General features: G+C 69.6%; 14 protein-coding genes and 2 pseudogenes. 7 read left to right on the top strand and 9 right to left on the bottom strand.

All coding sequences use genetic code 11. From position 1 onward, the window contains the following. Nucleotides 1–16 precede the first annotated feature (16 nt). Nucleotides 17–601: a hypothetical protein gene (locus tag ACFVJQ_RS04290; protein ID WP_385780790.1), complete on the bottom strand. Its 585-nt coding sequence runs from the start codon at nt 599–601 to the stop codon at nt 17–19. 265 nt (nt 602–866) lie between these two features. Next, nucleotides 867–1297, bottom strand: a pseudogene (locus ACFVJQ_RS04295) (hypothetical protein). A 643-nt stretch (nt 1298–1940) separates the two neighbouring features. Here ACFVJQ_RS04295 and ACFVJQ_RS04300 point away from each other — a divergent pair. Beyond that, complete coding sequence (locus ACFVJQ_RS04300; protein ID WP_385780793.1) at nt 1941–2831, top strand: septum formation family protein; 891 nt, start codon at nt 1941–1943, stop codon at nt 2829–2831. A gap of 51 nt (nt 2832–2882) precedes the next feature. On the opposite strand, the gene ACFVJQ_RS04305 is transcribed toward ACFVJQ_RS04300, so the two are convergent. The 3 genes and pseudogenes from ACFVJQ_RS04305 to ACFVJQ_RS04315 form a co-directional block, all read right to left on the bottom strand. Continuing rightward, entirely contained in the window at nt 2883–3113 is a 231-nt protein-coding gene (locus tag ACFVJQ_RS04305; protein ID WP_385512686.1) for a S26 family signal peptidase, read from the bottom strand. Nucleotides 3114–3135: 22 nt separating this feature from the next. Then, nucleotides 3136–3243, bottom strand: a pseudogene (locus ACFVJQ_RS04310) (S26 family signal peptidase); the annotation flags it as partial. Nucleotides 3244–3502: 259 nt separating this feature from the next. Further along, nucleotides 3503–3802 carry a hypothetical protein gene (locus tag ACFVJQ_RS04315; protein ID WP_385780796.1) on the bottom strand — a complete coding sequence of 100 codons (300 nt, stop codon included), beginning with the start codon at nt 3800–3802 and terminating at the stop codon, nt 3503–3505. Between the two features lie 223 nt (nt 3803–4025). Between ACFVJQ_RS04315 and ACFVJQ_RS04320 the strand changes: the two genes are divergently transcribed. Then, complete coding sequence (locus tag ACFVJQ_RS04320; RefSeq protein ID WP_385780798.1) at nt 4026–6695, top strand: FG-GAP-like repeat-containing protein; 2670 nt, start codon at nt 4026–4028, stop codon at nt 6693–6695. Nucleotides 6696–6741: 46 nt separating this feature from the next. On the opposite strand, the gene ACFVJQ_RS04325 is transcribed toward ACFVJQ_RS04320, so the two are convergent. From ACFVJQ_RS04325 to ACFVJQ_RS04340, 4 genes are all read right to left on the bottom strand, one after another. Further along, nucleotides 6742–7137: a hypothetical protein gene (locus tag ACFVJQ_RS04325; protein WP_385512683.1), complete on the bottom strand. Its 396-nt coding sequence runs from the start codon at nt 7135–7137 to the stop codon at nt 6742–6744. Between the two features lie 130 nt (nt 7138–7267). Continuing rightward, complete coding sequence (locus ACFVJQ_RS04330) at nt 7268–7837, bottom strand: hypothetical protein (RefSeq protein ID WP_385512682.1); 570 nt, start codon at nt 7835–7837, stop codon at nt 7268–7270. Between the two features lie 76 nt (nt 7838–7913). After that, nucleotides 7914–8438, bottom strand: coding sequence for a hypothetical protein (locus ACFVJQ_RS04335; protein ID WP_385512681.1), 525 nt, complete (start codon nt 8436–8438; stop codon nt 7914–7916). A gap of 81 nt (nt 8439–8519) precedes the next feature. Further along, complete coding sequence (locus ACFVJQ_RS04340; RefSeq protein WP_385780801.1) at nt 8520–10181, bottom strand: glycoside hydrolase family 20 protein; 1662 nt, start codon at nt 10179–10181, stop codon at nt 8520–8522. Between the two features lie 166 nt (nt 10182–10347). Between ACFVJQ_RS04340 and ACFVJQ_RS04345 the strand changes: the two genes are divergently transcribed. The 5 genes from ACFVJQ_RS04345 (at nt 10348) to ACFVJQ_RS04365 (ending at nt 14503) form a co-directional block, all read left to right on the top strand. Further along, nucleotides 10348–10917, top strand: coding sequence for a 2-oxo-4-hydroxy-4-carboxy-5-ureidoimidazoline decarboxylase (locus tag ACFVJQ_RS04345; RefSeq protein ID WP_385512711.1), 570 nt, complete (start codon nt 10348–10350; stop codon nt 10915–10917). 179 nt (nt 10918–11096) lie between these two features. Next, complete coding sequence (sdhC, locus tag ACFVJQ_RS04350) at nt 11097–11477, top strand: succinate dehydrogenase, cytochrome b556 subunit (RefSeq protein ID WP_385512679.1); 381 nt, start codon at nt 11097–11099, stop codon at nt 11475–11477. A gap of 5 nt (nt 11478–11482) precedes the next feature. Continuing rightward, nucleotides 11483–11965 carry a succinate dehydrogenase hydrophobic membrane anchor subunit gene (locus ACFVJQ_RS04355; protein ID WP_385512678.1) on the top strand — a complete coding sequence of 161 codons (483 nt, stop codon included), beginning with the start codon at nt 11483–11485 and terminating at the stop codon, nt 11963–11965. A gap of 22 nt (nt 11966–11987) precedes the next feature. Further along, nucleotides 11988–13742, top strand: a complete 1755-nt coding sequence (sdhA, locus tag ACFVJQ_RS04360) for a succinate dehydrogenase flavoprotein subunit (protein WP_385512677.1) — start codon at nt 11988–11990, stop codon at nt 13740–13742. Beyond that, nucleotides 13742–14503, top strand: coding sequence for a succinate dehydrogenase iron-sulfur subunit (locus ACFVJQ_RS04365; protein WP_129803663.1), 762 nt, complete (start codon nt 13742–13744; stop codon nt 14501–14503). Before sdhA ends, ACFVJQ_RS04365 begins: the two co-directional genes overlap by 1 nt. Nucleotides 14504–14541 lie beyond the last annotated feature (38 nt).

Raw genomic sequence — 14541 nt, forward strand, 5'->3', positions numbered from 1 at the left:
TGTCACAGGGCGCTCATCAGCCCACTCCGTCCGGAAGCACGACGGTGCCCTCGTACGTCCCCGCGGTCCGCTCCGTCACCTCCTGGTCGTAGCGGATCTGCCGTCCCTCGTGGGGGATCAGGAAGGTGCACTTGAAGGTGTGCGCGGTGACGCGGTACGTCGAGGCGTCGAGCACGAAGGACTCCTCGGTGCCCGCCACGATGATCCGGCTCTCGGGGGCGGTGACACCGGCCGCGCGCAACTGCTCCAGGGTCGGGGTGAATTCGCGCAGCGCCTTCTGTACGACGCCCTCGTCCCGTACACCGGTCAGCCGGGCGGTCGTGGTACGGACGCGCAACTCGACCCGGCCCTCGGGGCCGTCCGGCTCGGCGAGGGTGATCCCGTCGCCGTATCCCCGGAACCCGTCGAGCGCGGCGAGGGGGTCCTCCACCTTGTCCGCGAACTCCGGGTCGGAGAGCGGCCCGTGTTCCCAGGCGCCGCCGCCCTCGTTGACGTACGCCGTCCCGTCGACGACGTAGATCTCCTCTGGCTTGGCCCCGTTCCTGCCGCGGATCGTGCCGGTGGAGTGCAGCGCCCACGGGTCGCCGGTGGTCCGGTGCACGGTGGCCGTGTAGGTCGCGGCGTTCTCCTGCCCTCGCAGGACCAGGCCCTCGTGCCCTTCACCGTGAAGGTCCAGCCCTGCTCCGCGGCCATCGCCTCCTCGGCCAGGGCGAGGAACTCGGCGGGGGTCTCGGGGGCGGGTGCGGGCTCGGTCTTGGCGGGTGCGGCGGCCCGGCGGCTCGGCTCGGAGGGCGGCGCGTCATCCACCGAGCACCCCGTGAGTGCGGCGGAGACGAGAAGCGCGGTCGTCGCGGCGATGCGTCTTCTCATGCCACGGCTCTCCGTGCCCGCCCGTGCAGGGTCAGGTAGAAGATCTGCAGCGACTCCCCGGGGCCGCCGACGTCGAACCGGTTGTGGACCTTGCCGAGCGGGTTCCAGACCCGCCCGTCCGGCATCCGCACCCCACCGGCTGGCCGAAGTAGGCGCACTGGTCGGCGTCGAAGTCCATCCACACCGCCCCCGCGCGGCGCACGAGCACCTCACCGACGTACGCCCCGAGCCCCGACAGCGTCTCCCGCACGCGCTCCCGGTCGGCGTCGCCCCTGCGCAGTCCGTCGATCAGGAAGTCGACGATGCGCAGGCTGGCCACCGAGTAGTCCAGCGGCAGGCGATTACGGGCGGTGACGCGGGTGACGAAGGCCGCGGCGTAGGGGCGCATCTCACGTGCGCGCGGTGTGCGTTCGTCCACTGTGCTCATGGGGACCCCACCCCTTTGGCTTGGCCGGCGGAAGGACTCCTTCTGGTCCTCCCGCCGACCAAGCGGACGTCGCCTCACGAGCATCACGGGTAACGAGCGTGTTCATTCGCACACAGCAAGGTCGCAGGACACGTACAACCTTTTGACTTCTCGTGAGTCCGCGACGCATCTCAGGGAACGGCGGGTCCGCCCACGAAGCCGTCCCGGCCCACCGAGGGGCCGAGCCCCCGAGCGGAGGTCACGGCGGCCACGCCCCCAGAATCCCGACCCGTTCCCGGCCGGGGACCCCGCCCTGCAAGGCTTCGGCCGCATCGAACTCTTCGCCGTGCCGTGGACCGTACCTGCAGCGATCGCATACAACCACTGCGGCTCGTCGAGAGTCAGAGAGGCTGTGACGAGCCAAGAGGAGAGTGCAGGACGGCGGCCTGCCGGCGCTGGACCGGCTGTCCGAGTACTGGCCCGGCACGGAGCGCGACATCGCCGCTGACTGAAACGGGCCGAGCGTCGGCACGAAGCCCCGGAGGGCTGGGACTTGCCGTGCACCCGTCCTGACCGGCAAGGACCTTCGCGCAGTCCCGTCACAGAGTGGCATACGATGCGCACGCCGCCCCTCATAAAGTTCTCATAAGAGGATGTACACGTCATGGCAATCCGTACCCCATACCGTCCCCTTCGTGGCATATCTGCCGTCGTCGCCCTGCTCGCGATCGGCGCGGTGGGGTGCTCGGATGTCTCGGATGCCGTCGACAGCGCCAAGGACGGCGCGAAGAAGGTGGCCCGCCAGCGATCGGTGTTCTCGCTGAACATCGGGGACTGCTACAACCCGAACGGCAAGGTCGAGGGCGATACGTTCGCCGTCGAGATCGTGCCCTGCGGTGAGGCGCACGCGGGTCAGGTCGTCGGCGAATTCAAGATCGACGAAGAGAAGACATACCCCGGCGACGACGCGGTCTCGGCGATCGCCGACGAGCGGTGCCCGGTCGAGGCGGGGAAGTTCGCCCAGGACACCTGGGCGCTCCCCAAGGGGGTCGACCTCTTCTACTACACCCCGACCAAGGAGAGCTGGGCGACGGGTGACCGCGCCGTGACCTGCACCTACACCAAGGAATCGGGCAAGTTCACCGGCTCACTGAAGGCCGACGCAAAGACCTTGAAGCCCGAGCAGACCGCCTACCTGAAGGGTGCGAACGCCGTCTACGACGCTCTGTGGGCGAACCAGTCCGAAGAGGATTACGTCGAGGACGACTTGGACGGCTACAAGGCGCAGGCCAAAGCCGTCGCAGCCGCCCTCGATGCGCACCTCGAGGGCCTGCAGGACATCGAGGGCACGGAGATCGGCAAGCTCCGCGAGCAGTTGAAGAAGACCGCCGAGCACTGGAAGAAGGCCGCGAACGCCACCGACGCCGACGCGTTCTACCTCGCCTACGACCCGGCCTTCACCGGCCTCGACCCGAACAAGACGGTCGCCGCCCGCAAGGAACTGGGCCTGGCCACCACCGTCCCGGCCGACGATGCGGAGGTCTGGGCGAGCTGACGCCCTTCGGACCAGTGGGGCCGCGTCCGCCAAGGACCCGGCTCCGCCTCCTCATTGGCCGGCCGGGACGGTGGTGGCCAGGCCCGCGGCGGCTGTTGCCGCGCCCACCCACGTCCACGGACGATCGGGGGAGGGAACACTTGCGGGGTCCACCGCTATGCCGACGACGGCGGAGCGAGCGATGGTTCCGCTGTGCTCGTAGTGGGGGGCGCGTGAGTCGGCCGCGATGTCCCGGTGGTCGCCGAGGAGGAAGAGCCGACCCACGGGGACGGTGGCCTTCACAGGAAGGCCGAAACCGGGATTCCCCCTCGGACAGGTACGGCTCCCGCAGGGTCTTGCCGTTGACGCTCACCCTCGTCCCGGTCTCGTCGATGACGACGTGATCGCCGCCGACACCTATCACCCGCATCATGAAGACAACGCCACCACCATTGGTATGCGACTGCCCACACGGTCCGCCGCCGGCGTGTGTGGCCACACATACGGTGCGGATGTTGGTTGCTGGGACTCGTACGCGGGCGGCTTCCACACGTCGTCCATCAGGCTAAGTTCCCTCCGCTCCGTCACGGCACTTCAGGCAGGCTCGAAGAACGGCTCGGGCACGGCATCGGCCACGGTGTAGGGCCGGAACCCGGTATCGGTGAGGATCCGGTACAGGAACTCCGTGGCGGTCATCTCGTAACGGTTCCACCCTGGGTGTCCACCTGCATGGCGAGGACCGGCCATGCGTCCACCGCACCGTCCGTGACCTGCCAGAAGAACCTGTCGGCCGAACGCGTGGTTCCCCATGGGATCAGGCCCCCGGTCGTGCCGGGCTCATGGATCCGGTAGGGCGCGAACGGGCCGTCCGAACTGTCATCGCTCTCCAGCAGTCCGCGCCACCAAAGCAGCAGGTCCCCCACCCGGGTCTCGTCGGCGCACAGCACCGACACCTCCTGCGAGAACTCGCCGACGCCGAAAGCCTGGCCCAACTGCTTGTAGTCGGCGGGCAGTTCGGCCCCGGATCGCTATCGGCTGAGCAGTCTGACGTGATCTACGTCACTAAACTCGCCGGGCTGTGACGTTTACCCGGCGCGAATCGCTGGGTGAAGCAGGCCATCCGTGTGACGGATGTGCCTCACGTGACTTTCTTCTTCTCTGGCCTTGTACGGCCTTCTTTGGGGTGGATTCGTCTTGAGTCGTCGTACTCGACGTATGCGTCGTACGTCGCATGCATACAAACCGCTCAGTCTCAAGAGACGTGCGTGGCTGACGGTGGGAGCCGTCGCGCTCAGCGGTGCCGGTGTCGTGACGTACGCGATCGCGGATCCGTCCGCGCCGGCCGACGCAAAGGGGGAGAGCCGCAAGCCGTCCGTGCACACGCTGAAGCTGAAGGACGAGGGCAGGGGCCGCAAGGGCCTGGACCGACGGGACACGGACCGGTTCAGCGCCGTGGTGCTGACCTGGGACGACCCGGAGGCGAAGGCCAAGGGCAGGCCCCAGGTGCGTACTCGGGACATCGAGACCGGCAAGTGGTCGACGTGGCAGGATCTGGCGGCCGAGCCGATCCAGGCCGACGGCGCCGAGGGGGAGCGCGCCGCCGCCCGCGGTGGCACCGAGTCCCTGTGGACCGGCGACTCCGACGGCATCGAGGTCCGCCTCGTGAACGCCGACGGCAGCGAGGCGACCGGTCAGCCGGCCGGCATGGACGTCAAACTGCTCGACCCCGGAACCGACTCGGCGACCACCGGCACGGAGGCGGGTATGGAACCCGCCGCGTTCGCCGCGGAGACCAGCGCGCCGGTGACGGAGTCTCCGGCCACGGAGAGCCCGACGCCGACGGTCACCCCCTCACCTTCGGAGTCGGTGTCGGCGTCGCCGTCGGAGTCGGAGTCGGAGTCGGCCTCGCCGTCCGCCTCCCCCACGCCGACACCCACGGTGCCCGCGCCGCGCCCCTCCACCGTCGTCAAGCCGCCGATCATCACGCAGGCCGAATGGGGTGCGTCGACGGACTACAACGGCACCCCGAGTTACGGCACGGACATCAAGGCCGCGGTCATCCACCACACCGGAACGGACCCCGACAACACGCTCTCCTGCGCCGAGTCCCGGGCCCGGATGCGGACGATCCAGCAGGCGCACCTCGCCCAGGACTACTTCGACGTCGGCTACAACTTCGTCGTCGACAGGTGCGGCCAGATCTTCGAGGGCCGCAGCGGCGGCATGGACCTGCCGGTGATCGGCGGGCACGACGCCGGGTTCAACACCGACACGCTCGGCATCTCGTACATCGGCAACTTCGAGACCGCCAAGCCGAGCCGGGCCGCGCTCGACGCCATGGCCCGGATCATCGCCTGGAAGTTCGGGATGTACGGCATCGACCCGACGACCAGCGTCACGCTGACCTCCCGCGCGGAGAAGGGTTACAGCGGCAACAACGTGCCGCTGGGCGAACAGATCACCCTGCCGCGCGTCTTCGGGCACAAGGACACCAACGCCACGGCCTGCCCCGGCGCCAACCTGTACCCCAAGCTGGGCCTGATCCGCGCCCTCGCCAAGACCCCGGGCATCTCGCACGCTCTGGCCACTTCGGACTACAACCGGGACGGCGTCAGCGACCTCGTCGCCGGTACGCCGGTGGCCAACCGGGTCACCGTGATCCCCGGCGGCATCGACGGCCCCGTCACGGCGTCGCGCATCGGCCTCACCCAGAACAGCGCCGGCGTCCCCGACTCCTCCGAGGCCGGTGACTCCTTCGGCGCCTCGACCGCGTGGGGCGACTACAACGGCGACGGCCACGCCGACCTCGCGATCGGCTCCCCCGGCGAGGACGACACCGGCGGCAACACCGACCGCGGCCAGGTCACGGTGATGTACGGCCCCACGCTCACCAAGGGCTTCTCGTACACCACGTCCGGCACGGTCACAGCCGCCGGTGCCAGGCTCGGCTCCACCGTCACGGTCGGCGACTTCAACGCCGACGGCAAGGCGGACGTCTTCTCGGCGGGCACCGGCAAGGGCGGCAACTGGCACGTGCGGCTGTCCGGCGGCGCCACCGCGTCCGGCACGCTGACCAGTGCCACGGGTTCGCTCGCCCACCTCGACGCCGCGACCGGCGACTTCAACCGGGACGGCTACGCGGACGTCGCCCTCAACTACCGGGACACCGCGGGCATCGGGCGGGTGCTCCGGTTCGCGGGCTCCGCGACCGGTCTGACCAAGGCCGGCGTCATCTCCGTCAAGGGCGGCCGTTCCATCGCCGCGGGCGACATCAACGCCAACGGCTATGACGACATCGTCATCGGCCAGGCGGTCGCCTCCGAGTCCGGCGCCATCTCCGGCGGCCAGGTCACCATGCTGTTCGGCACGTCGACCGGCTTCACCACCACCGGCATGAAGGTCGTCCACCAGGACACCGCCGGTGTCCCCGGCGGCAACGAATCCGGCGACGCCCTCGGCATCTCCGTCTCCATCGGCGACTACGACGCGGACGGCTACCCGGACGTCCTCGCCGGCGCCAAGAACGAGGACCTCACCCGCAGCGGGGTGAACCAGGTCAACGCGGGCAGCGCGCTCCTGATCAGGGGCAGCTCGACCGGCCTCACCGGCTCCGGCTCGCTCGCGATCTCACAGGACACCACCGGCGTCCCCGGCTCGACCGAGTCCAACGACGGGTTCGGCTCAGCCGTCTCGCTCACCGACCTGTCCGGATACGGGCGCGCCGACCTGACGTTCGGCGCCTCGGGCGAGGACGGCGGCGACGGCATCCTGATGTACCTGCCGAGCAACAGCACGGGCCTCGGTTACGCCCAGGCGGTCATCCTCAGCAAGTCCGCCCTGGGCACCCCCACGGACGGCATGCTGGGCCAGACCCTGACGCCGTAGCCGCGGATCCGACGGCCGGGGCCCGCACTGCACAGGGCCCCGGCCGTCACCGCCCGGTCGTACCGAGCGTCGCGTCCCGGCAGAGCAGCCGCAGCGAACCGTCGCCCGTGAAGCAGCGGCGGGCCTCGTCGACCGGGTCCCAGAGGCGGCCGTCGGGGGTGCGGACCCAGTGGTCGCCCCCGGTCGCCCACCACTCGGCGCCGGTCTGACGGATGATCACCTCACCCGCGTACGCGCCCAGGCCGCGCAGCACGCTCTCCACGGCGGCGTACGGCGTTTCCTCCCGGCGCAGTTCGTCGATGAGCCGGTCGACGCGCCACAGGCTCTGCGCCGAGTAGTCGAGATGCAGCCGCGCCCCCTCGCGCAGCGTCGCCACCGCGTCCGCCGCCCAGCGCACCGGCTTCGTCGCAGCTGAGGGCCTGGTTTCCTGCTCTGTCGTCACAGTCGTCACACTCCGAAGAGCGCGGCGGCGCGAGGATTCGTCACCCGGATCCGGCGGTTTCCCGCAACCGGCGCAGGACCGCCCCAACGCCACCCCAGGACGGTCACAGGATACTTTCCCGCAACCCGGTTTACGCGTGACGCGCCCGGCGCGACACGACCGCCCGCAGCACCCGCCGCCCCTCCGTGGAGACCTCCAGCGCCCGGCGCAATCCGCCCGAGCCGTGCTCGGCGAGCAGTTCCAGGACGGTGATCTGGCGGCGCAGTTCGGCGGCGACGAGCGGCGACATGCCCTCCGTACGGCCCGCGCGGCGGGAGTCGACCGAGTCCGCGCCGTCCTCGGCGGGGTCGAGGAGGCGGTGGATCTGCAGGGAGGCGACCGAGCAGCCGTCGGCCCACACCCGCGCCTCTGCGGCCGACCGGACACCCGGGGCGGCGGCCAGCATCCGCCGGACCAGCAACGCGGCCTCGTCCTCGATGTCCTCGGCGTCCATGACGTCCGCGACGCCCAGCTGTGCGCGCGTCTTGTCCAGCAGAGCGCCCCACTCGTGCGTGTCCGAGCCGTCCGCGAGGTTCGCCCACAGCGGGCGCAGCACCTCGTCGTCACCGCCCAACAAGGGCACACACCGATCCAAACAAGCCAGCCCACTGGCGACCAGTCCGCGTTCGTCGGCCTGCGCGATCAGTTCCACCAGGCTCATCCACGCCTCCTGCTCCGGGGCGCCATCCCTTACGGAGCCCGCACTTCCCCTTACTGCGCGCAACGCCGCCGCAATGTCACAGGGGTACCACGCCGAGCCGGTCGAGGAAGCGGAAGAAGAGGTTTTCGGCCAGGGGGTCCCGCGGGAGCGGGGCCGGGTCGGGGTCGGCGGTCAGGACGTCGAGCAGCGGCTCGGCGGGCACGGTGTGACCGGCCTCCGCGGCCCAGGCGACGGCCCGTTCGGCGGCGTCGCGGGGGTCGAGGAAGTAGTCCTCCAGCGTCAGCCCCTCACTGTCCGCGCCGAGGTACCCGGCCATCGCTGCCCGCGCCAGACAGGCCGTCCACGCCCCGCTCTGCGGTGCCGCCGCCTCCACGACCACGCAGGCGCTGTCCATGACGTACCCGAAGAGCGCGGGCGCCCCGGTCTCGGCGGCCAGCGCGTTCATGCTGCCGACGTCACCGTCGCCGCCGGCGTACTCCCACACCTGCCAGCCACCCGGCGCCGACTTCCGCAGCTCACCGCCCGGCACCCCCGACAGCGCAGCCAGCTCCGCGAGCGGTCGCTCGTCGCGTCCCACGACGAAGTATCCCCAGTAGCCCATGTCCGTTCCCCCGGCGTTTCGACTCGGCCCTGTGGGCCGAATACACCACAACCCCGGGGGACTTCGCAGCCCTTCGCGCCTTCAGCCGAGCCGGTCGGCCAGTTTGCGGAACTCTGCCCAGGAAAGCTCGGGTTGATCCGGATCCCACAGTTTCTGGACCGTCGCCCGCAGCGGCATCCGGATGCCGGCGGCCACCTGGGCCTGCGTCTGGGAGTTCGCGAGGTCGCACCACACCGCGAAGGAGCCGCCGAGGATCTGGTCGTCGTACTGCGCCGGAACCGCCTGGGTCCCGCGCAGCACGCGCGGCGTCCACTGCTCGTAGATCCGCTGCCCCGTCGGATAGACGAAGGTCTGCGGCTGCCCGAGGACGTAGTACAGGAACTCGTCGTTGTAGTTGATGACCTCGCGGCCCGCCCTCAGATACTCGACCGGGATGCGCGCGCCGATCTCCTTGCCCGTCCAGTACGCGACCTTGATGTCCCTGGCGGGCTGCACGGTCGTACCGGCATAGAACCCGTCGTTCCAGGCGCGCGGGGTGCGGCCGTGGGCGCGGACGGTGGCGGCGCGGTCGTTGAGCCAGCCGGTGGCGAGGTCGGCAACGGTCGCGCCGGAGCCGTACGCCTCCCGAGCGGCGGCCGCGAGCTGCGGGTACGAGGCCTGGGGGTCGGAGGCCGTCAGCGCCCGGTACTCGTCACCGCCGAGGTGCCACTGCTCGCCGGGGAAGAGGCCGGCGTACTCGTCGATCAGTTCGTCGACGATCTCGCCGGCGGCCGGCTTCGAGATGTCCACCGCACCGCGCGCCGCCACGCCCTGCGCGTTGCGCAACTGCAGATCGGGATGGGCGGCGATGACCGCGCCCAGGTGCCCCGGCGAGTCGATCTCGGGCACGACCGTGATGTGCCGGCTCTCCGCGAGGTCGACGATCCTGCTGACCTCCGCCTTGGTCAGGTGCTCCTCGGACACGATCTCCGGATGCTTGTCGGACTCGATGCGGAAGCCCTGGTCGTCGGAGAAGTGCAGGCCCAGCTGGTTGAACTTCAGGTCGCCCAGCTCCCGCACCCGGTCCTCGATCCAGTCGGCGGTGAAGTGCTTGCGGGCGATGTCCAGCATCAGCCCGCGCTGCGGCTTGGCCGGCTCGTCGCGCACGATGCCTTCCGGCGCCGTGCCACCACCGTGCACGGTCTGCTTCAGCGTGCGGGTGCCGTAGAAGACGCCCGCGTCGGCGGGCCCGCTGATCGTCACCCGCCCGCCGCGCACGGTCATGGTGTACGACTCCGGGTCCGCACCCGCCTCCCCGCCGAGCGCCAGCCGTACGTCCCCGGCGCGCACGTCATCCTTCTCACCGCCGTACGACAGCCCCAGCTCACCGGCGATCAGCCGCCCCTCGTCGGCCAGGTCCGCGTCGTTCACCACCACGCGGTACCCACGCGCCGGGCGCCATCCGGGGCCGCGCCCCGGGGTGTGGTCGCGGACGGCGGGGATCGTGCGCGGGGCCGTGGACAGGGGGTACGAGCGGGTGGGCGACGGGGTCGGGGTCGGCGCGGCGGCGGCATCGGGGTCGGAGGCCGTCGGAGCGGCGGTGTCCGCGGGCCGGGCCGCCGAACCGGCCGGACCGCTGCCGCCCTCCACGGCCCACACGCCCAGGCTCAGCCCGACCGCGATCACGCCGGCGACGGCCGCCGTGATCAGCACCCGCCTCCGCTTCACCTTCGTCGCCGGTGCCCGGCGCCTGCGCTGACTCACTCCGCCAACCTAAGGCGTCGAGCGTCCACCACGCGCTTCCAAACTCTGCCGTTGGGGTGAAATTCGCGCATCCATCGGACAGTCCGTGACCACTCTCGATAACGTGACGACACGCCTCTCACAAGATCCCCTGCCGACACACACGTGACGCCCACGAGGACCCACGCTGCCTGCGCACCGTCTCCCAGACCTCCCCGGCCAAGTCGCCTTACCGGAACAGACCCGCGGCACCCCTGCCCCGCTGGACCTGTTCAACACGGCCCCCGCCGAGGCGGTGCAGCGCATCCTCCTCACCTGCCTGCGCAGCCCCCACTGGGCCCACCGCCTCACCGCCCACCGCCCCTACCCCGACCTGGACGCCCTGCTCGCCGCATCCGACGAGGCGGCGTACGACCTGACACCGGGGGACCTGGCGGAGGCGCTGGCGGCGGAAGCCCTGCCCGAACTGCCCGAGGGCGCGTACTCCGCCGCCCACACGGCACTGAGCGCGGCCCAGGCGGCATACGAGTCCCGATTCGGACACGCGTTCGTCATCTACGTGGATGATCTCCCGCCGAACGAGGCCCTCGACCAGGTCCTGGCATCGATCCGGTCACGATTGGCAAACGATCCGGAGGAAGAACGACTGGTGTCGGCAGAGGAGCTGCGGCGCCTGGCGAGAGGGCGGCTGGTGACCTACCTCAGGGGCGCGGGGAACTGCGCGACCAGCCACAACACACCCGCAGCCGGCACATAACAGCACATCCCACCCCGAATAGCCCGTTCGACTGCCACTTTGATCACATCCGTAGGCCCCCTGTCAGCCCAGCGGCAGCGCCTGGCTACGATGCTGGGGGCCGGTGGACCGTACCCGGCCGGGCCCGTCCGACCAACGAAGCCGGCAGGCCCCAATCCCCGCTCCCGGAGGGTTCTTCCGTGCCGGCTGGAACGCTGTACCGCGGCCGGGAAGGAATGTGGTCCTGGGTGGCTCACCGAGTCACCGGCGTCCTCATCTTCTTCTTCCTGTTCGTACACGTGCTGGACACCGCACTCGTCCGTGTCTCCCCCGAGGCATACGACGAGGTCGTGGCAACGTACAAGACGCCGATCGTCGCCGTGCTGGAGTACGGCCTCGTCGCCGCCATCCTCTTCCACGCGCTCAACGGCCTGCGTGTCATCGCCGTCGACTTCTGGTCGAAGGGCCCGCGCTACCAGAAGCAGATGTTCTGGACGGTCGTGGGCATCTGGGTCGTGCTGATGCTCGGGGCGATCTACCCCGTCCTCGGCCACGCCGCTCGTGAAGTGTTCGGGAGCTGACGCCAATGTCCACGACTGAAAAGACCGCTTCCGGGATCGGCCCCGTCGAGGGCGGCTCCGTCTACACGGTCGACAACCCCGCACCGCTCATCGAGCCCCCGCGCAAGCGCACCAAGAAGACCCCGAAGACCACGCGCGGCAACTTCGAGATGGCCGCCTGGCTCTTCATGCGCCTGTCCGGCATCGTCCTGGTCGTCCTGGTCATCGGGCACCTGCTGATCCAGCTCGTGCTGGACGGCGGCGTCTCCAAGATCGGCTTCGCCTTCGTGGCCGGCCGCTGGGCGTCGCCGTTCTGGCAGGTCTGGGACCTGCTGATGCTGTGGCTGGCGATGCTGCACGGCGCCAACGGTCTGCGCACGATCATCAACGACTACGCGGAGCGCGCGAACACGCGCCTGTGGCTGAAGGGCCTGCTGTACACCGCAACGGTGTTCACCATCCTGCTGGGCACGCTGGTGATCTTCACCTTCGACCCGGACATCCGCTAGGCACGGGCTGAGGTATCCACTCATGAAGATCCACAAGTACGACACCGTCATCGTCGGCGCCGGCGGCGCGGGCATGCGCGCCGCCATCGAGTCGACGAAGCGCAGCCGCACCGCCGTGCTGACCAAGCTCTACCCCACCCGCTCCCACACGGGCGCCGCGCAGGGCGGCATGGCCGCTGCGCTGGCCAACGTGGAGGAGGACAACTGGGAGTGGCACACCTTCGACACGGTCAAGGGCGGTGACTACCTGGTCGACCAGGACGCCGCCGAGATCCTGGCGAAGGAGGCCATCGACTCGGTCCTCGACCTGGAGAAGATGGGCCTGCCGTTCAACCGCACCCCGAACGGCACCATCGACCAGCGCCGCTTCGGCGGTCACTCCCGCAACCACGGCGAGGCCCCGGTCCGCCGCTCCTGCTACGCGGCCGACCGCACCGGCCACATGATCCTCCAGACGCTGTACCAGAACTGCGTCAAGGAGGGCGTGGAGTTCTTCAACGAGTTCTACGTCCTGGACCAGCTGATCACCGAGGTCGACGGCATCAAGAAGTCGGCCGGTGTGGTGGCGTACGAACTCGCCACCGGCGAGATCCACGTCTTCCAGGCGAAGGCCGTGATCTACGCGTCCGGCGGCTGCGGCAAGTTCTTCAAGGTGACGTCGAACGCGCACACGCTGACCGGTGACGGCCAGGCCGCGGTCTACCGCCGGGGTCTGCCGCTGGAGGACATGGAGTTCTTCCAGTTCCACCCGACCGGCATCTGGCGCATGGGCATCCTGCTGACGGAGGGCGCCCGTGGTGAGGGCGGCATCCTCCGCAACAAGGACGGCGAGCGCTTCATGGAGAAGTACGCGCCGGTCATGAAGGACCTCGCGTCGCGAGACGTGGTGTCGCGGTCGATCTACACCGAGATCCGTGAGGGCCGCGGCTGCGGTCCCGAGGGCGACCACGTCTACCTGGACCTGACCCACCTGCCGCCGGAGCAGCTGGACGCCAAGCTGCCCGACATCACCGAGTTCGCGCGGACGTACCTCGGTATCGAGCCGTACACGGACCCGATCCCGATCCAGCCGACGGCGCACTACGCGATGGGCGGCATTCCGACCAACGTCGAGGGCGAGGTCCTCGCCGACAACACCACCGTCGTCCCGGGCCTGTACGCGGCCGGTGAGGTCGCGTGCGTGTCCGTGCACGGCGCGAACCGTCTCGGCACGAACTCGCTGCTGGACATCAACGTGTTCGGCAAGCGGGCCGGTATCGCGGCGGCGGAGTACTCGCAGACGGCGGACTTCGTCGAGCTGCCGGAGAACCCGGAGTCGTTCGTGGTCGAGCAGATCGAGCGGCTGCGGACGTCGACGGGCACCGAGCGCGTGGCGACTCTGCGTCGGGAGCTGCAGGAGACCATGGACGCCAACGTCATGGTGTTCCGCACCGAGCAGACGATCAAGACGGCGGTGGAGAAGATCGCCGAGCTGCGCGAGCGCTACAAGAACGTGGCGATCCAGGACAAGGGCAAGCGGTTCAACACGGACCTCCTGGAGGCCGTCGAACTGGGCAACCTGCTCGACCTGGCCGAGGTCATGGCGGTGTCCGCGCTGGCCCGCAAGGAGTCCCGCGGCGGTCACTACCGCGAGGACTATCCCAACCGCGACGACGTCAACTTCATGCGCCACACCATGGCGTACCGCGAGGTCGGCGCCGACGGGACCGAGTCCGTCCGTCTCGACTACAAGCCGGTCGTCCAGACCCGCTACCAGCCGATGGAGCGTAAGTACTGATGGCTACCCCTGTTCTGGACAAGGCCGAGGCGGAGTCCACGGCCACCCCGTACATCACCGTCACCTTCCGGGTCCGCCGGTTCAACCCGGAGGTCTCGGCGGAGGCGACCTGGGAAGACTTCCAGCTGGAGATCGACCCCAAGGAGCGCGTCCTCGACGGCCTCCACAAGATCAAGTGGGACCTGGACGGCACGCTCACGTTCCGCCGCTCCTGCGCGCACGGCATCTGCGGCTCGGATGCCATGCGGATCAACGGCAAGAACCGCCTGGCCTGCAAGACGCTGATCAAGGACATCAACCCCGAGAAGCCGATCACGGTCGAGCCCATAAAGGGCCTGACGGTCCTGAAGGACCTGGTCGTGGACATGGAACCGTTCTTCCAGGCGTACCGGGACGTCATGCCCTTCCTCATCACGAAGGACACGAACGAGCCGACGCGTGAGCGTCTGCAGTCCGCGGAGGACCGCGAGCGCTTCGACGACACGACGAAGTGCATCCTGTGCGCCGCCTGCACGTCGTCCTGCCCGGTCTTCTGGAACGACGGGCAGTACTTCGGCCCGGCGGCCATCGTCAACGCGCACCGCTTCATCTTCGACTCGCGTGACGAGGCCGGCGAGCAGCGCCTGGAGATCCTCAACGACCGCGACGGCGTCTGGCGCTGCCGCACGACCTTCAACTGCACGGACGCCTGCCCGCGCGGCATCGAGGTCACCAAGGCGATCCAGGAAGTGAAGAGGGCGCTGATCACCCGGCGCTTCTGACCTTCCGTCAGCACAGCGAGGGCTCCCCGTCCGGTACG

It is taken from the genome of Streptomyces sp. NPDC127197, assembly GCF_042672405.1.
Classification (GTDB): Bacteria; Actinomycetota; Actinomycetes; order Streptomycetales; family Streptomycetaceae; genus Streptomyces; species Streptomyces flavusporus.